Annotated in this window: 19 protein-coding genes; 6 read left to right on the top strand and 13 right to left on the bottom strand. The window is 37.6% G+C overall.

Translation table 11 applies throughout. The features are described 5' to 3' along the window. Positions 1-9: 9 nt before the first annotated feature. A complete protein-coding gene (locus QLG01_RS18345; RefSeq protein ID WP_144731108.1) occupies positions 10-1,089 on the bottom strand; it encodes an ABC transporter substrate-binding protein in 1,080 nt (359 codons plus the stop codon). 332 nt (positions 1,090-1,421) lie between these two features. Then, on the bottom strand, positions 1,422-1,859 hold the full coding sequence (locus tag QLG01_RS18340; protein WP_049837319.1) for a DUF2147 domain-containing protein: 438 nt from the start codon (positions 1,857-1,859) through the stop codon (positions 1,422-1,424). 508 nt (positions 1,860-2,367) lie between these two features. On the opposite strand from QLG01_RS18340, the gene QLG01_RS18335 reads away from it, so the two are divergent. Then, positions 2,368-2,838: a spore coat U domain-containing protein gene (locus tag QLG01_RS18335; protein WP_151823205.1), complete on the top strand. Its 471-nt coding sequence runs from the start codon at positions 2,368-2,370 to the stop codon at positions 2,836-2,838. Between the two features lie 145 nt (positions 2,839-2,983). Here QLG01_RS18335 and QLG01_RS18330 read toward each other — a convergent pair whose 3' ends face one another. Next, positions 2,984-3,565, bottom strand: a complete 582-nt coding sequence (locus QLG01_RS18330; RefSeq protein WP_282497128.1) for a GNAT family protein — start codon at positions 3,563-3,565, stop codon at positions 2,984-2,986. Positions 3,566-3,613: 48 nt separating this feature from the next. Beyond that, positions 3,614-4,432 (bottom strand): isocitrate lyase/phosphoenolpyruvate mutase family protein, encoded by an 819-nt coding sequence (locus QLG01_RS18325; RefSeq protein WP_282497127.1) that lies wholly within the window; start codon positions 4,430-4,432, stop codon positions 3,614-3,616. Positions 4,433-4,745: 313 nt separating this feature from the next. Here QLG01_RS18325 and QLG01_RS18320 point away from each other — a divergent pair, with 313 nt between their 5' ends. After that, complete coding sequence (locus QLG01_RS18320) at positions 4,746-5,450, top strand: SDR family oxidoreductase (protein WP_282497126.1); 705 nt, start codon at positions 4,746-4,748, stop codon at positions 5,448-5,450. Between the two features lie 132 nt (positions 5,451-5,582). Here QLG01_RS18320 and QLG01_RS18315 read toward each other — a convergent pair whose 3' ends face one another. From QLG01_RS18315 to QLG01_RS18300, 4 genes are all read right to left on the bottom strand, one after another. Continuing rightward, positions 5,583-6,281, bottom strand: coding sequence for a DUF1826 domain-containing protein (locus tag QLG01_RS18315; RefSeq protein WP_199942349.1), 699 nt, complete (start codon positions 6,279-6,281; stop codon positions 5,583-5,585). Between the two features lie 153 nt (positions 6,282-6,434). Next, entirely contained in the window at positions 6,435-8,966 is a 2,532-nt protein-coding gene (locus tag QLG01_RS18310; protein ID WP_282497125.1) for a TonB-dependent receptor, read from the bottom strand. A gap of 68 nt (positions 8,967-9,034) precedes the next feature. Continuing rightward, entirely contained in the window at positions 9,035-9,991 is a 957-nt protein-coding gene (locus tag QLG01_RS18305) for a FecR family protein (protein WP_282497124.1), read from the bottom strand. A 30-nt stretch (positions 9,992-10,021) separates the two neighbouring features. Next, positions 10,022-10,528, bottom strand: coding sequence for a sigma-70 family RNA polymerase sigma factor (locus QLG01_RS18300; RefSeq protein ID WP_282497123.1), 507 nt, complete (start codon positions 10,526-10,528; stop codon positions 10,022-10,024). A 366-nt stretch (positions 10,529-10,894) separates the two neighbouring features. Between QLG01_RS18300 and QLG01_RS18295 the strand changes: the two genes are divergently transcribed. Then, positions 10,895-12,274, top strand: a complete 1,380-nt coding sequence (locus QLG01_RS18295; RefSeq protein ID WP_282497122.1) for an EAL domain-containing protein — start codon at positions 10,895-10,897, stop codon at positions 12,272-12,274. 147 nt (positions 12,275-12,421) lie between these two features. Here the strand turns inward: QLG01_RS18295 and QLG01_RS18290 are convergent, their stop codons facing one another. Further along, a complete protein-coding gene (locus tag QLG01_RS18290) occupies positions 12,422-12,844 on the bottom strand; it encodes a DoxX family protein (protein ID WP_209733215.1) in 423 nt (140 codons plus the stop codon). 363 nt (positions 12,845-13,207) lie between these two features. Between QLG01_RS18290 and QLG01_RS18285 the strand changes: the two genes are divergently transcribed. Further along, entirely contained in the window at positions 13,208-15,154 is a 1,947-nt protein-coding gene (locus QLG01_RS18285) for a phosphatase PAP2 family protein (protein WP_282497121.1), read from the top strand. 122 nt (positions 15,155-15,276) lie between these two features. Here QLG01_RS18285 and QLG01_RS18280 read toward each other — a convergent pair whose 3' ends face one another. The 3 genes from QLG01_RS18280 to QLG01_RS18270 are packed head-to-tail and all read right to left on the bottom strand — an operon-like array spanning position 15,277 to position 18,146. Beyond that, positions 15,277-16,191 carry an alpha/beta hydrolase gene (locus QLG01_RS18280; protein ID WP_282497120.1) on the bottom strand — a complete coding sequence of 305 codons (915 nt, stop codon included), beginning with the start codon at positions 16,189-16,191 and terminating at the stop codon, positions 15,277-15,279. After that, positions 16,175-17,074, bottom strand: coding sequence for an alpha/beta hydrolase (locus QLG01_RS18275; RefSeq protein ID WP_282497119.1), 900 nt, complete (start codon positions 17,072-17,074; stop codon positions 16,175-16,177). The genes QLG01_RS18280 and QLG01_RS18275 overlap by 17 nt, the downstream gene beginning before the upstream one ends. A gap of 19 nt (positions 17,075-17,093) precedes the next feature. Continuing rightward, positions 17,094-18,146, bottom strand: coding sequence for a sugar phosphate isomerase/epimerase family protein (locus tag QLG01_RS18270; RefSeq protein ID WP_282497118.1), 1,053 nt, complete (start codon positions 18,144-18,146; stop codon positions 17,094-17,096). Positions 18,147-18,326: 180 nt separating this feature from the next. On the opposite strand from QLG01_RS18270, the gene QLG01_RS18265 reads away from it, so the two are divergent. Continuing rightward, positions 18,327-18,926, top strand: coding sequence for a TetR/AcrR family transcriptional regulator (locus QLG01_RS18265; protein WP_282497117.1), 600 nt, complete (start codon positions 18,327-18,329; stop codon positions 18,924-18,926). Between the two features lie 60 nt (positions 18,927-18,986). On the opposite strand, the gene QLG01_RS18260 is transcribed toward QLG01_RS18265, so the two are convergent. Continuing rightward, positions 18,987-19,745, bottom strand: coding sequence for an HD domain-containing protein (locus QLG01_RS18260; RefSeq protein WP_282497116.1), 759 nt, complete (start codon positions 19,743-19,745; stop codon positions 18,987-18,989). Positions 19,746-20,461: 716 nt separating this feature from the next. Here QLG01_RS18260 and QLG01_RS18255 point away from each other — a divergent pair. After that, positions 20,462-21,016 carry a TetR/AcrR family transcriptional regulator gene (locus QLG01_RS18255; RefSeq protein WP_282497115.1) on the top strand — a complete coding sequence of 185 codons (555 nt, stop codon included), beginning with the start codon at positions 20,462-20,464 and terminating at the stop codon, positions 21,014-21,016. The last annotated feature ends 69 nt before the right edge of the window (positions 21,017-21,085 follow it).

Here is a 21,085-nt window from a genome sequence, read left to right as displayed (position 1 = left end):
TTCATAACCTTATTTTGTCGCTTCAATAAGGTATTTACTGTCGATATTAGGCGCATAACTCTTTGGAACATCAGATTGTTTCAACTCCCCAATACTGACTAAAAATTTAGCAATATCTTGAGTTGCTTTAGCCAAGCCAGAGTTCTCATCGTTTGATGTTGCACCTAAATATTTTTCAGAGGCTTGATCTTTCAATGGAATATATTCGATACCAGCAAGTGTAGTTTCGACTTGGTCATATGGAAGACTTAAGTATTTAGAGATTTTTTCAGAAGCAGCTTTAGGATCACGTTTATATTCATCAACTTGATCTTGGTAAGCCTTCAAGAATTTAATGACAAGGTCAGGGTGTTTTTCTGCAAACTCTTTACGGACAGCGAAGTTGTTATAAACCAAAATACCTTTTTCATTCAGTGTCGTTGTACGATAAATTTCTTTACCGCCTTCTTTCTCTAGCTGTTGAGTAAATGGTCCCCAAACATAGGCTGCATCAATATCACCACGTGTCCATGCAGAAACAATTTCAGCAGGCTTAAGTGGAATTAATTTGATTTTTGATTTATCGATTTTATTTAATGCAAGCGCTTGTTCCAAAGCATATTGAGCGGTGGAGTTGGCAGGGAAGGCAACTTTTTTACCAACCAGACCTTGCAGATTTTTAATATCAGGACGAACGATTAAACGTTCTGCACCAGAAATTAGACCTTCCAAACCAATGATTTCAATTGGTAATCCGCGCGTAATACCTGCAACAGCTGGGCTTGAGCCAAAACGAGCAATATCAATTTCATTTGCGGCAAAGTAATTAATTACATCAGCACCCGAAGCAAATTCAACCCACTTAATTTTTGTACCTAAAGCTTTTTCAAAATCTCCATCAGCTTTACCAAGAACCCAAACTCGTGGACCACCACCCCAAGCAAAACGTACTTCTTTAGGCAGTTCAGCGGCAGGCGCAGTTTGAGAAGCTTCTGCCTTAGTTTCATTATTTTGCTGAGAATTATTTCCACAACCGGTTAAAAGTGCAAAGCTGAGAACCCCTACTGATAAGACAGCGTTTTTTAAGTGAAAACGTGTTGCAAACAACATTATATTTCCAGTAATTTTCGAAATTTATTCGATCTTAGTGAAAATTTATGATTAATAAAAATATGAAAAAGTGGAATGGATATATGCAAAGATGAGTTTATATTTATCATTAAAAAAGAATTATTTATCACTTAAAATTGGTAGTTATATTTTGAGTTAAAATCGATGCATGAAAAAAATAAGAGCTTTTAAAAAATTATTTATAGGTTTAGTACATGATTAAAATTATTAATTAACTTAAGAATATTCAAAAAATTACATGGCTTTTGAGGTAAATAATGACTTCAAAAAACCATGCAATTTATAAATAGGGCTTTTAACGATTTAGGAGCTTATTTAATTCGATACCACGTTTGGTTTCGGCCAATTGCAGAAATACCAATGTAGCCACGCGCGGTAAGTTTTTCACCATCTGGTGATACGGTTACACTAAATTTATAAGTTTTATCTGACTGCGGGTCGAGGATAGATCCCTTGTCATATTTATTTTGACCAACACTTTTTAAGTTTTTGACAATGGTTAGGCCAATCAAAGATTTGTTTTTGTAGGTACCTTCACACATCGTACATTTGTTGGCCTCATTTGGAACAAGTATTTTTTCGATGTTCGCAGATAGATTGCCATTTTTATCTTCGCTGAATCTTACCAGTGCTCTTGGTTGATTGGTTGCATCATCAATTGTTTTCCAAACACTGCCATGTAATTTGTCCGAAGCAAATGAATGAATCGAATAAAAGCTAAGTAAAAGTAAGAGTAAATATTTTTTCATATCAAGCATTTCTCAAATTAAAAATGGATGGTTTTAAAGGTCTGAATTATTCATTTTAAATTTAACTTCACAGTTTTCTTGGTATTGAATCTTTAAGCTAAACAATATGTGAAGTTATAATCTATTTGCATGGATATTATTTTGATCAATTTATTTATGCAATTGCGAGAATGGACAGAATGATTAAATAAGGTTTTAAAAGCTGATAATAAATTATTAATAATTTTTAGAATGAGAGATAGATTAAGTAGATATACAGTTTGATAAGGAATGATGGAACTTATGCTGAAGAGGACTAAAAACATCAACTAATTTTTAAATTAGTTAGATTGCGTGTAATACGTCACGGTTTATAAAATAACATTCAAATCATGCGTTTAGTATTTATTGACAGTGTGCAATATTAAGTTTTATAACTAAAAGATCCTGAAGCTGTTTCTTTAACCAGAACAGAAAAAACACAATATAAAGATGAATAGACATTAGAACAAAAAGTTAAGGAGAAGAAATGAAAGTCCTTAAATACACTTTATTTTCTCTTATGAGTATGCTGACAATAAATAGTGCAGATGCTGGAAATGCATCTACATCATTGAGGGTCAGTTTAACGATTATTGAAACGTGTGAAGTTTCTACACAAGGGAATTTAGATTTTGGTTCAGTGGTTCGTTCTCAGCCAGTTGCTGCTGCAAGAACCGATGTATCCGTGCAATGTAGTCAAAATACGCCGTATCAATTGGCGGTAACTTCAGACAATAACTTTGAACTTAAATCTGCTGCCAGCCCAGCATCTGTTGCATATGTACTGTATCAAGATGCTGGTCATACTCAAATTTGGGGAGGCCAGGGAAGTAAAATATATTCAGGAGTTGCCACAGGGATGAAAGAAAATATTCCTATTCATGGGGCAATTACATCAAGTACCAATGTTCAAGCTACCAAATATGAAGATTGGGTACGTGTGAACGTTATATATTAATAAAAGAAAAAATATTGTTGGGAAACTCAGTTTTATGGGTTAGGAATAGCAAATTGAACATACTAAATCGACTACCAGTAAACCAAAGTTTAATGGGTGAGTTTACACGCCTATAAATGCTTTAAACTATTGTACGATAAGACTTTTAATAATTTAACTTTTTAATAAGATTCTCTTTTATGTTTGGCCACTCTTCATCAATGATACTAAATCTGACAGAATTCCTTTTTCTTCCATCGGGCATAATTCTCTCATTTCTTACAACACCTTCCTTTTGAGCACCAAGTCTTAAAATCGCATTCTGTGATTTTTCATTGAGTACATCTGTTGTAAGCTGAACCCTCACACAATTTAATTCCTCAAAGGCATATTTAAGAAGCAAATATTTTGCCTCTGTATTGGCATATGTTCGCTGCCAAGATTTTGAGTACCAAGTACTTCCAATTTCTAACTTTAAATTTTTTCTATCTATTTTCCAAAATCTGGTAGACCCAATAATTTTTCCTGTAGCGATATCTTCAACAACAAAAGGAAGAACTGTACCCGCTTGATAACCTTCTAGTGCGTGGTGAATATAGTCCTCTATTGTCCCTGCTGAAGGTACGACAGTGAAAGGGAGGTTCCATAGTTCTCCGTCTGATGCAGCGGCGACTAAATCTCTTGAGTCTTCAATCTTTAAAAGGCGTAACCGAATATGTTTACTTGAAAGCATGATGTTTGGGGCCATAACAGATGTCCTGTCTGAAAGTTATCAAAAAAGAGTTTTACCCAAATCTTATTTAAATCGACTATTTAGATCACTACTTGAAACTGAAGTATTGAGTGAATGGAAGTTACCTGATTCGGCAATAGCACTCGCTGTTTTAATAAAACCATCCCAAGCTGTACGAGCTAATGCTCCACCCAAGCTAATACGTCTTACACCCAAATCTGCAAGCTCTGCTGCTGTTAAATCACTATCCCAGCCGATTAAAACGTTCACGGGTTTTGGTGCAACAGCATTAACGACAGCAATGATTTGTTCACGTGTTTTGATACCGGGTGCATACAGGCAGTCAGCACCAGCTTCTGAATATGCTTTTAATCTGTTAATCGTATCTTCTAAATCTGGCACACCAACAAAAAAGTTTTCAGCACGGCCGATAAGCATTGTATTCGTTCCGCTTTGATCGATTGCTAAGCGAGCTGCTCGTATTCTTTCAACAGCATCAGGAATATCACGAAGCGGCTTTTCACTATTTCCAGTCGAATCTTCAATAGAAATACCCGCTATACCTGTATCAATTGCCATCAGAACATTCTCAATAACGCCTTGAGTAGTATCTGAAAACCCACTTTCAAAATCAGCATTAATAGGAAGATTGGTCGACTGAACTATGTAACGTAAATGTGCTAATGTTTCATCTCTGTCTAGTTGACCATCTGCTTTTCCACAAGACCATGCATAGCCCGAGCTTGTTGTTGCAAGTGCTTTATAGCCAAGTTGTTCGAGTACCTTTGCGCTGCCTGCATCCCAAGGATTGGGTAAAATAAAACATCCGTCTTTATGGAGATCACGGAAAATTTTTCTTTTCTCATCTACAGAGGTTTTCATTATTCGGTACTCTTTTTAATGCATTTACTGAAACTTAAACAATTCCATCTAGCTGTTTAAAATAATCTTTTAGAAGGCAAGTTAAAGCTGAATGACTATAACAATTTTTCAACTCATAGAAATATAGCTACTTCTTAATTTGAAATAAGTAAATCAAAATTAAGTCATGTCCATTTTGGGGATATTGATTATAGTTTTCTTTAATTTATATAAATCTGTTTATCGTCATAAAAAATCATAGTTAGCGTTTTATTATTTTTGTAGTTAACGGGGGAGAGCGAACCAGAAACTATTTTATTATTTAGGATTAGCTATGAAAAACACTTATTTAGTTACAGGCGCTACAAAAGGTATTGGAAAAGCAATTAGCGATGAATTGTCTTTACAGGGGCATCACGTAATTGGAATTGCTAGAAATATTAAGGATATAAACTTTTCTGGAGAGCTTTTTAGTTGTGATCTATCAAATATAGAACAAACTGAAGAAACCTTAGCTTTAATCTCTAAATCTCATGTTATACACGGAATAGTGAATAACTCAGGAATTAGTCTACCTCAACCTTTAGGCAAGATTACATTTCCTGCCTTAGACGAAGTTTGGAGCTTAAATGTAAGAGCTGCTATACAAGTGACTCAACACTTTATTGAACAACTTAAAGAACAACGATTTGGTCGAATTATTAATATTGGTAGTAGGGCGATTTACGGGGCAAAAGATAGAACAGCTTATTCAGCAGCAAAAAGTGCATTGGTGGGTTGTACAAAAACTTGGGCAATTGAGCTGGCTGAATTTGGAATAACAGTCAACTGTGTTTCACCAGGACCAATTGAAACGGAACTTTTTAGGAAAACCAGACCAATCGGTAGTTTAGCCGAGAAAGCAATATTGGATAGTATTCCATTAGGAAGGATTGGAACGCCTAAAGATGTTGCACATGCGGTATCTTTTTTACTCTCAGATCATGCAGGCTTTATTACTGGTCAAGTTCTAAATGTTGATGGTGGGGGAAGCTTATAGATCGGTTATTGTGCCAAGTGAAATGCTGCTGTGGATAAAGTAAAGTCACTTGAACGGGTGGAGGCACTACTCTGGTAACACTGTGATGATTTTCTTCTTTTAAAAACTCTGTAAGTGTTTAGGTGACAATCCCTAACAAATCAACAGCAACCGATACTCGCCATCTTTTTCAACAGGGGCTCGATGAACACAAGGCAAAACCTTTTGAGTTGGATGATCTACGGCCAAACGCCAAATATGTCCCATGCCTAAATTTACAGGTTGAGCATTGGGTTTAGGCTGATAATGCAAATCAAAGAAATACTCTGCCAAGAAAGCTTCAAATTTAGTCTCTGGACCGTCATGTAATTCTTTGAGCTTTTCTCTAATTTCGGAAATTAAAACTTTTTGTTCAACCTGATCATTGGAAACAATATCACTGGTAGCGCCGTGATAGGTACATAAGAAAGTATCAGTTTCAATGGGAGAGCGGTCAACGTGAAATGAATATACATCTGTTGAAATGTAATCTAGTTCTTCATCACGTTCATAGTTTTTAAGCAAATTAAGTACAGGTGATGCGCCAAATTCAGTTAACAGCTCGATATCTTCTAAAATGATTTCTCTCGCCAAATTGCCTTTTTCTGAAAGTTGTAGTGCTAACAAGTCTTCAATAGAAACTTCTGTAATATTTTCTTTTAAATGAAGTTTATTCACAATTTCTTTAAAGTCGCCAACCAAATTTCTGTGCCAGCAAATCGCATTTGTTTCTCCTTTGAACTTTGTATTTACAAGTTCAGAGAAACTAGATACTTGTCTAATTTGTTTGCTGTCAGAAAACACATTCTTCATATGAGAGTTAAATAAAATAATAGAGCATGTCTAATATTATAGCCTGAGCTTAGCCAAAAATATTTCATTCCAATTGATTAAGCCAGTTTAATCTTACTTCAGAAGAACATTATTTGCCTCTGAAGTAAGGTTTTTAAACGTCGAGTAATTTATTTACCATTCATATTTCACACCCACTCGGAAATTAGTCGGAGCGCCGTAATAGCTATTTGTGGTGGCTAAATGGTATTTTTCATTAAATAAGTTATTAACATTAAAATTGAGCATTAGATTATTGTTGACCTTATAACGTGCCATTAAGTCGACCAAAGCATAACTTTCTTGAGTGAATCTACCCGTTGTAGAGACCGCATTTTTTTCATAAATTTCGCTTTGCCAACGAACACCGCCACCAATGGTGAGGGCTTCATCAAGATAAGGTAGGGTATAGGTGGTAAACAGTTTGGCTGTATTATTGGGCACACCGGTATTTAATCGGTTGTCTTGACTATCTTTTGATAGGTTACGGCTAAAGCTTGTGGAAACTTGCCATAAATCAGTCAACTTACCTGTCGCTTCAATTTCAAACCCGCGGTTTTTTGTACCAGATTCTGTGCGATAGGCTTGAGAACCATCTGGGGCAAATACATCTGCTAATGCAATCGCTGTATTGTCCTCTTTAGTTTGATAAATAGCAGCACCAACATTTAACTGATTATCAAAAAACTCACCCTTAATACCCAGCTCGGTACTATTACCTATTAATGGGTCTATGTATTCGCCTGTAACGGCTTTCTTATCTTGTGGTGAAAAAATATTGGTGTAGCTTGCATACGCAGTCCAGTTGTCAGTGAAATCATAGGTAATGCCCACATATGGAATTACCTTGCCACTTTCTTCTTGTGTTGTGTAGGTAGTCGTATTCTTAGCATCTGAATGATCGCCCGTTACGCGTTCCCAGTCTTCAATTCGAGTGCCTAAAATGACTGCAAGATTGTCGGTGGCTTTAAGGCGAACAGCACCAAAAATAGATTGGCTACGATCATCTCCACTGTACCAACCATCTATTTTTGTTTCAGGGCGGTTAGGTGTACTGCCATCCCAAGCAAAAATATTTTTTAGAGTTCCATCCCATGTCATCCCATTATTCCAGCCAGAATAGGTGGGACGTTTATTTTTACTTTTTGTGTAAGTCGTGCCTAACACCACGTCATGAGTTTGATTAAACAAATCAAATGAACCATTCAAAGTTAAATTGAACAAGTCTTGAGTAGGACGATAATCCCAACGGGTTGCATATAACATCGCCCCGCTACCAGTAGCTTTATCGATCCCTTTACTTGAGTAGGTATAGCCTACAATTTCATCTGAATCGGTAATGGTTCTAGATACTACACCTTTTAATTTCCAGCGGTCATTAAACTGGTGCTCAATGTCGGCAAAGTAAGATGTCGTTGAGCGATCTGAACCCGTCCAACTTGCTGCCGCTGAATCTGAACGGGACCAATTAATGAGTGTGCCATCTGTATAAAAGCTTGGTAAACCACCTCTAGCCACACCAGTCAAATCAATTTGCTGGTAACTTGCACCTAAACTTGCTTTGGTTTGGTCTGTTAAATCAGCTTCTACGACTGCATAAGCAACTTTACGTTCTTCATTGTAGCGGTCGATATAAGAGTCTGATTTTTGGTAGGCAAAAAGGGTACGACCACGAATACTTCCAGACTCATTAAGGGGTGTAGAAACATCAATATCGGTACGGTAAGAATCCCAAGAACCAATGTCAGCACTCACCGAAGCCTTAAAGTCTTGTAATGGTTTTTTTCGGACCAGATTAATACTTGCGCTTGCACTGCCAGCGCCTGTCATTAATCCATTTGCACCGCGCACGACTTCGACTCGGTCAAATAATGCCATGTCCTGACTTTGGAAAATACTTGCATATGAACTCATGAGCTTCACGCCATCGAGTAAATAACTATCTACTTCTTTGCCGCGAGCGTAAATAGGTGAATTATCACTACCAATATTGCCGCCTTGTTTAATAGAGAGTCCTGCTGCTTGACTGACAACATCGGTTAATTGGGTGAGATTCTGATCTTTCATTTGTTGATTGGTGATGACACTGACCAGCTGAGGTGTTTCTCGCAAACTTAAAGCTAAGCCATTAGAAGCGGTGGTCGCCTTCGCCGTATATAAACCTGAACCTTCGGTTGTTAAATTTTCACCATGATCAGCATTAACATGAATTGTTGCTAAATGCGCCGTACCTGTTTCACTGCCTGCCGTATCAAGTTCATTGTTGTTATTTGCTTTTGTTTTAATTGCTTCTAACTGGAAAACTTTGGGTTCAATTGGAGCGGGTGGAGCCTTTACTCGGATGCTGTAACCACCGTTGTTTACTTTAACGGCTTCAAATGGATGGTTTTTTAATAACAGACTTAAAGCCTCTTCAACAGCGTAATTGCCTTGAAGCACTTTGCTTTTTGTTTTTGAAAGATTGGCATTATCGTAGCTAATGGTGGTACCTGTTTGAATAGCCAGTTGTTTAATGGCCTGATCAAGCGTGCTCTGGCGAATTGAAATACTATAAGTTTGCGCAGCGTAAATAGAAGTTGAGGTAAGCGCCGTGACCACCAATGGCGTACTCCATAGCACTGCACGTATAGCCAAAGCCAATTTACTTTTTGCTTGATAATCCTTCATGTGGTCTTCTCGACAGGGAGTGTATTTCTCTATAAGTCGAACCAGATCAAAAAAAGGGTCACATTTTTTTATCTTTTTTTAATATTTAACAAATAGGGACTGTAATAGTTCAGTTCAAGTTGATGGCTATAGGCCAAAGTTTCTAAGCTTTGCTCAGGATTCTTTAGAGAAAATACGCCCGAAATTTTTATATTTTTTAATTCTGGGTCGAGATGGTAGCTTCCTTTTTTATAACGAAATAGCTCATCCAGCACCTTTTGAAGTGGCCATTGATCTACAACCAAAAGTTGTTGGGTCCAATAGGGCTGATCGTTATCAAGAGGCAGAGATTTTGAAATATATTTTTCATCAAAAAAAGCACGTTGACCTTGTTTTAATATTTGCTGTTTAGATGAGTTCTCGGGTTCAATTGCGACCGCATGTTTATAGACTTTGACTTTGGTCTGTTCGCTATTTTCTTGGCGAACCGTAAATTGAGTACCTAAGGCTTCTACTGAACCATTCTTGGTTTCGACAATAAATGGTCGATGTTGAGCATCCTTTGCTGTTTCAACATAAATTTCCCCATCAATCAGTTTTATCTGACGTTTCTCTTGCGTGAAATTTACATCGACATAGCAATCACTTGCCATAATCAGTTGTGAGCCATCTTTTAGTGATACTTTTTTAATTTCACCCACTTTGGTGTGGTAGTCCGACTGCCATTTTTCCCAAGGTATGAAATAGGCAGACAAACCAACGAACATTAAACCTGAAAGGCTTAACAGCATATTGCGTTTTGCAGCGAGATTAAATTTTTGATTAGACTGAACTAAAGCTTCGGAAGGGAAGTTGCCTGCAAGGTTTGATAAACCGTGGCTGAATTTTTCCATTTGCTGGAGTGCTAGCTGGTGCTCTTTTTTTTCGGCCTTCCATTGCTCAAATTGTTGTTGTTGTAATGCGGTCATTTCACCCGAATGTAAGATTACCAACCAGTCTGCGGCTGCATCTAAAACATGAGGAGGGATTTTAGTAATATCTGACATAAGGTAACAAATTAAGCGCAGCTAACAAGGTTAATTATAAAGGTCTATACAAGCTAAAAAAGCTTGTTTCATATCTCTTTTTACAGTGGCTTCAGAAATATTCATTTTTTCACTAATTTCTCGATAAGTCATGCCGTCTAGTTGAGACATCAAAAAGACCTGAGCCGTGCGGGTGGGTAGTTTTTCTAATATTAAATGAACCTGATATAAGGTTTCTTGAATATAAACTTCATGTTCAGCAGAAGGATAATATTCTTCTGGAAGATGCTGTAGAGCATCTAGGTAGAGATTTTCAATATGCTGACGGCGCCAATGGTCAATAATGACATGTTTGGCGATCCCCATAAGCCATGCCTGTGGTTCCTTAATTTTTTGAAAACAATATTCGCTTTTTAAAGCACGATAAAACACTTCCTGACTCAGGTCTTCAGATTGATGATGGTGCTGAAGTTTGTGTTTAAACCATGATAAAAGCGTAGTTTGCTGAGAACGGTAAATTTGGCTAAACCATACCTGTTTGTCTACATCGAGGTTCATAGCAGTGAAGTCCACAAATTGGCACTGAGTAGCGCAATTAAACACACATTTAAATTATTCTTAAATAGTAATGATAATTATTATTAATATCAATCATTGGAACGATATATTCTAGAAACAATAATGTTCTAATTTTTCGCTATTTAGAGCCTGTACCTTAGTCGCAGACACATGTATCGTTAGGGGATGATCCTTTAAAATTATAAGGTGTTTGATAAGCAACATCGTTCAATTAAACAACCAAACTATACCACCACGATAAAACAACAACGTTCTCAAGATGAGTCGTATAAATAACAAGGAATAAAACATTTTGTTTTATTGGTGAATCTTGAAGTGGGGTATCAATGATCCAGATGGGGGTCTATGAAGAAATATTTTATGGTTGATTTATTTATGTTCGCTTCGTCTTTTTTTAAGAAACACAAGAAAAATTACCGCAGTGTAAAGGACCAGCAGCTTACAATTGCAGCCAAAGCAAATATCTTTATTTGCATTATTTTTTGCTTGTTCTGGACCATCTATTTTGCATTTGCACAAATGTGGTTGATTGTTTACATGGATATCTTTTTTACATTGATCTCCATATTTAGCCTTTTTCTTATTTATATAAATCGAATTTCAGCCGGTATTCTTCTTTCACAAGTCGTACTACTGGTTTTTCCAGTGGTGTTCTGCCTATTTTTTGATATAGCTACCGTTGATCGTCCGCAAGTAGCTCATTTATTTTTACCCGCTGGAGCGATATTGGGGTATTTGAATTACCGCAGAGAGCCAAGCTATTTACAATTCATTTTAATTTTATTGTCGATTGGGTGTTTTATATTTTTTAGTGGAAGCTCTTTTAATCTTGAGAGTGCTATACCGCTATCTGAAGATATTCGTAATCATGGCGGATGGATTGCAACTTGTGCTGCCACATTAATGATTTGTATTTCAATTTATACCATGCAATTAGAGATACAAATAGAAAACAGCATGGTGAAAGACTTACGCTTAGCTCTTGCTAAACAACAATTTGAGCTTTTTTATCAGCCACAAATCAATTCATCTGAAACGTTGATTGGCGCAGAAGCTTTATTAAGATGGCATCATCCTACTTTAGGTTATGTGCCTACAAAAGATTTCATTCCAGCGGCTGAAACATTTGGATTAATGCCAGAGATTGGGGAGTGGGTGTTAGCTCAAGGCTGCAAAGTTTTACAAGACTGGAGCAAAAAAGCCGAGACCAAAGATCTTACGCTTTCAATCAATATTAGTGCTGATCATTTTATGCAAGCTACCTTTGAGCAGAGTGTGATCGGGCTGATTCAGCAGTATGAGATAAATCCATCGCGGCTCATTTTAGAAATCACTGAAAATATTGCTTTAAATAATTGTGTAAGCATGATCGAAAAAATGCATTTCCTGTCAAAAAATGGAATTCAGCTTTCCCTTGATGATTTTGGTACAGGTTATTCATCTTTAAGTTATTTGCAAAAAATGCCCATCAGCCAAATCAAAATTGATCGTAGCTTTGTACAGGCAGCTTTGGATGATAAACGTAGCAATAAACTCGTAACTGGCATTATTAAAATTGGACTAGATTTGAACCTTCGAGTATTAGTAGAAGGCATCGAGACGACTGAACAATTTAGTGCTTTTAAAAATAATGGATGCACTGAGTTTCAAGGCTATTTATGGGGAGTCCCAGTGCCTTTAAATGATTTCCTTGAACAATTACCGCATCTGAATAGTTCGGATTAGTTTTTGATTCCATTGGATGTTCTTCTTGTTTTTTATGAGTTTTTAAAATAAAAAAGAGAGCTAAAGCTCTCTTTTTTATTAACTTCGTTATGTTTGTTTATTGCGTATAGCCCAATGCTTTTTAAATTAACTAGAAACTCAAGGATATTACTTTTTATCCAAAGAGATAGTTCCAGGACCAGTGAACGCTAATAAAATGAATCCCCCAATAATGCTTATATTTTTGTAAAAATTAATCATATTAGGATGAACGGCATCACCTGTCATATTCCAATAAGCATGGCCGATGATTGCAGTTCCTAATGTGTATAAAGCAAAAATTAAAGCAACTGGACGGGTAAAGAAGCCAAGCACAATAAGAAGAGAACCACCTACTTCCATTGCTACAGCAATAGCGGCTGCAAGAACAGGAAGAGGGGTATGTAATGATTGCATGTAACCCACAGTGCCCTCAAACCCCATCAATTTGGGTATACCAGAGATGAGAAAAAGAGCAACTAGCAGTACACGCGCAAGTAATAATAAAATTGATCTGGCACTTTTTAGCTCAAAATATTGTAAGTTATTCATATGAAATACACCTTATATGTATATTGTTGATAGTGTGATAGAGAGCACCTTTAATCATTTTTGATAGTTCTAATTAGAGTGGTTGTACTCTTATAATTCTATATCGATAGCCGAATCAGCCCATACCAAACATGGTGTTCCTGAGTATGAGTATAGTATCACCTAGAATGTTTCACAATTGCACCCTTTGAACCTAGATATTCTTGTCTTTAAAGAATTTCCTTATCCATTTGCTTATGAGCAGTTCCGACCTATAAAACTGCAAAGATATTATTTAGAATAAATTTAAATTAACTAGTGATATGTAATAACAACTAAACATTAATGATGAAAGATACGGATATTTATTAAACGGGTCACATCATGTCAAGCTTTAAAATAAATACACTTTTACTTTCTCTTATCTCTTGTTCGGTCTTTTTTACAGGGTGTAATGACAGCAATTCTTCTGATGATAATTCGGCAGCAAATCAAGAAATACCTGCAGCGCCAAAGGGCGTAGGCTTTGAGGATACTGCTCCAGTCCCATCAAATATCACCACCATTGTAGATTCGTGGATGACCAATCAACGTGGCGATGCACGTTATGCCACGGTTGAAACAAATGCTGGGGTACGTGTGCTGAGTGGCTTTTTGGATGTATGGACGCCCTCAAGTTTATTTGTAGATGCAGGCCAATCTGCTGAGGCAAGAGATGGTTTTCCAGCAGTAGTCGCATCAAACTGGACAGGTCTACCGGGTGACAGTACGGACGGTACAAAAAAGAATGCGGATGTATTGAACTACAACATTAATTATTCAATTCAGACCACGCATAAGCGTACAGAAGAAGAAGCTATTCGTGCCTATTTAGATGATAGACGTGGGAAAAGTTATAGCGTAACGACAGGGATGGGAGCATTGACTGATCCGTGGCGAAAACTCACTGGGCAGACCACCACAATCAATTCAGTGCCAGCCGATGCCGCACAAGTAAAATATGATGACAAAGGAAATAATAGTGGGCTGACGACGGCTGATGGAAACGCCAACTTTGGAAAAGTCGTTGAGTTTGTTCAAGCGATGGGGAATAACTCATCAACAGAGTCTGCAAAACGCTTTTATAAATATGCTCGCCCGTGGCGTTGGAGTTCTGAAGTTATTGTAGTGCCTAGTTTAGAGTCTGCAAAAAGTAGTACGCCTGCAACTGACGGTGGATTCCCAAGCGGACACACCGCCGAAGCTGGCCGAAATGCAATTTCAATGGCTTATTTAGTACCTCAGCGTTATCAGGAACTGATTGCGCGTGGTTTAGATCTTGGTGATTCACGTATTATTGCGGGAATGCATTCAGCCATGGACGTGATTGGCGGACGACTTCAGTCCATTGCCGCAGATGTTGCAAACTTAAATGCGATGACTGTAGAGCAACGAAAAGAAGCTTATTTACAAGCTCAAACACAGCTCATGAAAGAGACCAATAGCTCAACATTTGAATCGTTTTATAGTTTGTCTAAAACACCGTATGACGCTAATGATCGTTTTGCCGATCTTGAAAAATTAAAACAGCAAGTTAGTCACTGGATGACCTATGGTTTTAATCAAATTGGCGATAAAACAAAAATAGCCACGGTGCCTAAAGGCGCAGAAGTTTTATTGGAAACTCGACTGCCTTATTTAACTGCCGATCAGCGCCGTGTGGTTTTGAAATCAACTGTGCTTGCCTCGGGTTATCCAGTTATGGATGACATTGAAGGCTATGGTCGCTTAAACCTGTTTAGAGCGGGTGCAGGTTATGGCAGTTTTGATGGCGATGTTAATCTGATCATGGATGCGAGTTTAGGTGGCTTTAGCCAATATGACCAATGGAGTAATGATATTACGGGTGCAGGTAAACTGACCAAATCAGGCACAGGAACTTTAGCACTGACAGGAAATAACGCATTTACTGGTGGTATTGATTTAAAACAGGGTGGTTTAGAAATATTGTCTGAGCATGGTGCAGGTCAAGGCGATATTTATATGCATGAAAATAGCCTATTAAAAACCAACTCAGCTAAAACAGTTACCATTGCGGGTAATTTAACTCAGCTTGCAGGAACCACATTCAACATCACTTTCAAATCGAATGTACTTCCAGCAGTTCAGGTGGCAAATACCCTTACCTTAAATGGAACATTGCAGCTCGTCACAAAAGACAATTTAGCGGCAGGAACGTATACGGTGTTATCGGCTAAAAAAGTCCAAGGCACCTACAAAAAAGTGACACTCAATGGCAAGGATATTACGCCAATTTATCAAAATAATAGTGTTAAGTTTACGGTGTCATAAGCGGAACTTGGATAACCCATATCCATAGTTAAAAGTAAGTTGGGCCACACCAAAAGTTTAATTAAACAATTTTGAGAGTGGCTCAACTACGTAATATGTCTGAATAATAAAAACGAATCTATCTACATGTGAATTTTACTATAGATCGATTTTACCTTTTCAGGACTAATGGCCAGCATGTGAATTGCACCGTGAATCATTCCGTCTAACAAATGAAAGTTCACCTGAATACCAGCATCCCACAGTTTTTGAGCATATCTTTCGCCATCATCTCGAACAGGGTCATATTCACAAACAAAAATGGTTGCATCTGGCAGTCCATCTAAAGACTGAGCGAGTAACGGACTTACAAGTTCATTTTGTTTTTCATTTTCATCTTGCACATATTGATCCCAGCAATAAACCATTGTAGAAGACTTCAAACCATAGCCTTCGGCGTATTGGTCATAAGATTTGCTACTCATCGTGGCATCTAAAGCAGGATAGAAAAGAAGTTGATGGCTCACCTTAATTTCTGGGTGTTGTTTTGCCATTAAACATGCGGCGGCAGCTATATTTGCGCCTGCACTATCTCCGCCTACAGCTATACAGTTTGAGTCAATTCCAAATAGTGAAGCATTTTCGCTGATATAACGGAATGCCGTAAAAAAATCATTTAAAGGAGTTGGAAACTTAAACTCTGGAGCTAATCGATAATCCACAGAAAATACAACTTGTTGAGTAGTTTCTGCTAATAACCGACACGAGCGGTTCCATGCGTCTAAACTTCCCAGACACCAGCCTCCACCATGAGCAAAAACCAAAGCAGGTCGTTGCTCAATGTTTTCTAATGAATGGGGAACATAAACACGAACCTCAATTTCGGTACCATCTGAAACAGCAACATAAAAACTTTGTTGATAACTTGCATCATGTTGAATGCCTTGCTGATCAATGATGTCTTTATTTACTTGCTCCCTAAGTTCTTGTAACGAGTTTACTTCTTGTGTGGTTGGTCTGGATTTAAGCCAGCTTTCAATTTCAGCAAGTAGAGGCATGGCTTTTTTCCTGCTGCAAGAAATCTAAAATGAGTGAGCTGAATATTTCTGACTGTTCTTCCATAATGAAATGACCGCAGTCTTTTACAATCGCACTGGTTAAATGGGGTGAAACCTTTTTCATGGTTTCATAAGGTGCATTGTTTGTGGCATGTTCAGCGCCTATGGCTAAAACTGGCATGTCTAAACTTTTAGTTTCTCTGATTTTATTTTGACGTATAGTCTCTGGAATAGAGCGGTAATAATTAAAACCCGCCGTTAAACGACCTGGAATTTTATAGGCTTCAATATAAGTTTCAGTTGCCACTTTATCTTTGTGCCACGACCATTTATCAAACATATAATTTAAATAAGTATCTTCGCGGCCCGCGATTAAGGCTTCGGGTAAATCTAAGGTTTGGTTAAACATGAAGTGCCAAAGAAAGATATTTTCACTCGGCTCAACAAAAATAGGAGGTGCGGGCGCTAAACCGGGAATCACTGCTTCTGTTACCGCAAGACGAGTCACTGACTCAGGAAAGTCAGATGCAAGCGCATAGGCAACCCACATCCCAATATCATGACCAACAACCGAATAAGTTGGATACTCAACTTCAGTCATCAGCATTGATAAAATTTTAGCGATACGCCCCGTATCGTAACTTCCATCCAGTGGAGCTGAATTTCCTGTTCCGGGTAAATCAACAGCGATGGCTTGATAGCCCTGTTTCGCCAGTTCAACCATGACTTTGTGCCACGCGTACCATGTCTGCGGCCAGCCCGGAATAAGCAATACAGCTGGACCTTCCCCTAAGGTCACGTAGTGTAATTTTTTACTTTCGATGTGAATGTAATGATGTTGGAATTCGTTATGTGAGTTTTCATTGAATAATTGAGTTTTCATGTTGATCTCTTACGACTCCTTAAATACCTAATAACTGATTAATTTGAGTCTGATTCACAGGGGCAGCAGCAAAGTCATCAAACACTTTATTGGTGACATGAATAATATTTTGCTTAATAAACTCGGCACCTTCGCGTGCGCCATCGTCTTTATTTTTGAGGCAGCATTCCCACTCTAATGTTGCCCAACCTTCGTAGTCGTAATGTGCTAACTTGGAAAAAATCGCTTTAAAGTCAACTTGACCATCACCCGTAGAACGGAATCGACCCGCTCGATTTCCCCAGCTTTGATAGCCGCTGTACATCCCTTGGCGGCCTGTTGGATTAAATTCGGCATCTTTAACATGAAACATGCGAATGAAATCTTTATAGATATCGATATATTCCACATAGTTCAGTTGCTGCAAAACAAAATGGCTTGGGTCAAAAAGAATATTGCAACGTGGGTGGTTATGAGTTCGCTCTAAAAACATTTCAAATGTAATGCCGTCATGCAAATCTTCACCGGGGTGAATTTCGTAGCAAAGGTTGACGTCTTGTTCATCACAAGCATTCAAAATAGGAAGCCAGCGACGCGCTAATTCATCAAACGCCGTTTCGATGAGTCCTGACGGTCTTTGAGGAAATGGAAATACATAAGGCCACGCCAAAGAGCCTGAAAATGTCCCCATGTCTTTAAGACCTAAACGGGCAGATGCTTGAATTGAAGCGAGCATTTGTTGTTTTGCCCACTCGGTTCTAGCCGCTGAATTGCCATGCAAATGAGATGGGGCAAAGTTATCGCACATTGAGTCATAAGCAGGATGCACAGCCATTAACTGCCCAAAGATATGAGTCGTTAACTCACTAATTTTTAAGCCATGATTACTTAAAGTACCTAAGATTTCATCGCAATAATCTTGGCTTTCTGCTGCCAAATTGACATCAAATAAACGCTTATCCCAAGCAGGAAGTTGTACCGCTTCAAAGCCTTGGCCTGATACCCAAGCAGCAATATCTTCTAGGCGGTTAAAAGGAAAAACATCATCACTGAATTGAGCAAGATGAATACTAGGGCCTTTGATGGTTTTCATAATAAAACCTAATTAGTTGTCGATCGACAAACAATAGGCTGAATTTTGGATAAAAACAACTTTTTATTTGAAAATCAAAACAAAACTGGACTATTTTGAATAAATCTCTTTGATTTATTTGTGAAAATATTTTTTTCGAATAATAATGAAAACACGTACTGAATTTGATAAAGGGTCATTATGGCTGGCAGACCAAGAGAGTTTGATCGAGAAGAAGCCCTCGTAAAAGCGAGAGATTTTTTCTGGCTTCATGGCTATGAAGGCACATCCATGTCAGATTTAGTTGAAGTTTTAGGGATTGCCTCAGCTCGAATTTATAAAGCGTTTGGCTCAAAAGAGGCCTTGTTTAGAGAGGCCGTAAATCACTATGAAAAGAACGAAGGTAATTTCGCGTTAAATGCTTTAAAGCAAAAAAATATTAAAGATGCCATCAGCCAATTATTCCAAGATGCGCTAGCACTTTACACGCAAGCCAATCACTCGTATGGGTGCATGGTTGTGTCCGCAGCGAGTGTGCTAGGCGAAGAAAACCAAGCTGTTTTAGACTGGATGAAAGCACAGCGTATTGCGCGGGGCCAGAGTCTGGTTGATCGATTTGTTCAGGCAAAATCAGATGGTCAATTGGTCGCAGATGCTGACCCTAAAACCTTAGGGCAATATTACGCGCTCGTTCTGCATGGATTATCTGTTCAAGCAAGAGATGGATATTCTCAAGAAGAGCTTTCTCAGGTGATTCATTTTGCATTAAAAAATCTAGATCAATATGTTGTGAGTGTTTAGTGAGTTGAAATTTCAAGCGAAGTCTTTTGAGATTTTTTACGATTAATAGCTCTAGTTAAATTACTCTTCATATAAATTTGACTTAATCATGAGTGGTAAACCAAGACTATTTAATAAACTAGTTCGAGAATTTGGTACATTCTTACTTTCTAAATCAATAAGCTCAATAAATTCTTTATTAAATTGTTTTCTAGGATATTTTTCTAAAATTTTATTTCTAAAAGAGAGGGGGAGTCTATATAGACCGTCACTAATCACATCGCATGATGCACCTTGCTGTAATAGCGTAATTTCTGCTGGGTCAGAGTGATCTATATAGCCGTTCATATGTAAGCAGATAGCATCTTTAATAACTCCACTTTTCTTCTCATCAAAGCTATGTTCTTTAGCCTTTAGCTCAAATTGTTTGGCACTTTCATAGGTAAAACAATTACAACCTTTACTATGAATATGTTGCTCAGTTAAGCCAATATCATGAAAAAGTGAGGCTATTAAAAGTGATTCATGGTCAAATTGCTGTTTTTGTATATTGCCTAGAGCAGCGCCCCAGAAATAGGTGCGCCATGAATGATTGTAGATAGATATATCTGCTTTAGCCTCTAGTTCATCAAGCGCGACTTTAACCATTTGAGTATCTGGTATTACGATCTGATCCATATCAAAATCGTCGGAAGTTTTAAACCGAAAATAATTTATTTTTATAGAGGCCATAACACTTGGCAGCATAATTTTTTGAATTAACTTAACTTTCTCTTTGAAGCTGAACTGACCATTTGTAGCTTGCATCCAGTGATATGAACCAATTCTTTTAGTTTTCATGATTAGCTCTCATTTTAGAGTAATTACTCTAAAATATTATCATAGATAATTTTTTGCAAGTCGTATCTTTTAAGACATCGATAGAGCTTTGATTGACAAGCATTTTATAAACCCCAATTTAACAATAACTTCCTCATTATTTACCCTTACTTTTTAATGATCTATTTTTAAAACAAATGTAATTTTGTGTGCTTGACTGTAAAAAGGTTGGGCACTATCCTTTGCCTGCTGGCCACATTGCCAGTCGGTTTTAGCAGACCGTGATGAAAGATCGCATCAGAGTTATTCCGTCTGAGGGATACTCTTATGTGTAAACTCCTAGTCTCCTCCCGTAGCGGTAGGACGGGAGAGGGACACCTTCGGGTGTGCTGGTTAGATCTTTCACCAGTCTGCTAACCCTCTTCCGTTCTGCCACCATAATTTTAATGTCTGGCAGAACTCCCAATAAAAAAGGAGTTGGCTTTGCACATCCATTATTTCTTGGCAGCCTTTGCCAAAAGCTATAACGACACAACTTAAACATGTAAAGCAGTTTGATCGCCGTAAGGTTTTCAGGCTTTAATTCGTCTTAACCAAAAAACTTAATCAACAATAAAACTTGAGATGTGCCAAGCACAGTCTTTACGGCTTTGCTATGCCTTTTTTCTCCCAAAAAAAACGGCAGTGGTTTTATATCTCATTTATATACAACAATAATTTTTTATAACGGTAAAACTATGCCACATTCAGATCTCCCATTTCGTGCTTTAAGCGTATTGCACACTTCCCGCTATCTTTTTAATAAATACGGGTTTCACAATGTTGGGGTAGACCGAATTGTTGAGTCAGCAAAAATCCCAAAAGCGACTTTTTATAACTACTTTCATTCAAAAGAAAGGCTAATTCAAATGAGCTTAACCTTTCAAACAGATGGTCTTAAACAAGAAGTGATTTCAATCATTCATATTCAAAAAGAATTAACCCTAGTTGAAAAACTGCGCAAGCTTTACTTTTTACATGCCGACTTAGACGGGCTTTATCATTTGCCGTTTAAAGCTATTTTTGAAATTGCGAAAACGCATCCAAAGGGCTATCAGACCGTAGTTGACTATCGAAACTGGTTTATTAATGAAACCTATAAACTGCTTTTAACAACGAATGAAAATACTTCAAAGCAAGATGCACACATGTTTTTGTTTGTGATTGATGGGGCAATGGTTCAGCTTTTAGACCCTAACAAACCAGATGAAAGAAAACGGTTGCTTGAGTATTTTTTACTGGGGTTCGGGTAATTTTTTTGATTATTTAATAGCCTAAGTGTTTAAGGGTTATATGTCATTTTTAGACAAAATTGATGTCAT

The sequence above is a fragment of the Acinetobacter sp. V89_4 genome, from assembly GCF_029967875.1.
Lineage (GTDB): Bacteria > Pseudomonadota > Gammaproteobacteria > Pseudomonadales > Moraxellaceae > Acinetobacter > Acinetobacter oleivorans.
The sequence above is the reverse complement of the archived record's forward strand: the minus strand, read 5'-3'. Positions and strand labels throughout refer to the sequence as shown.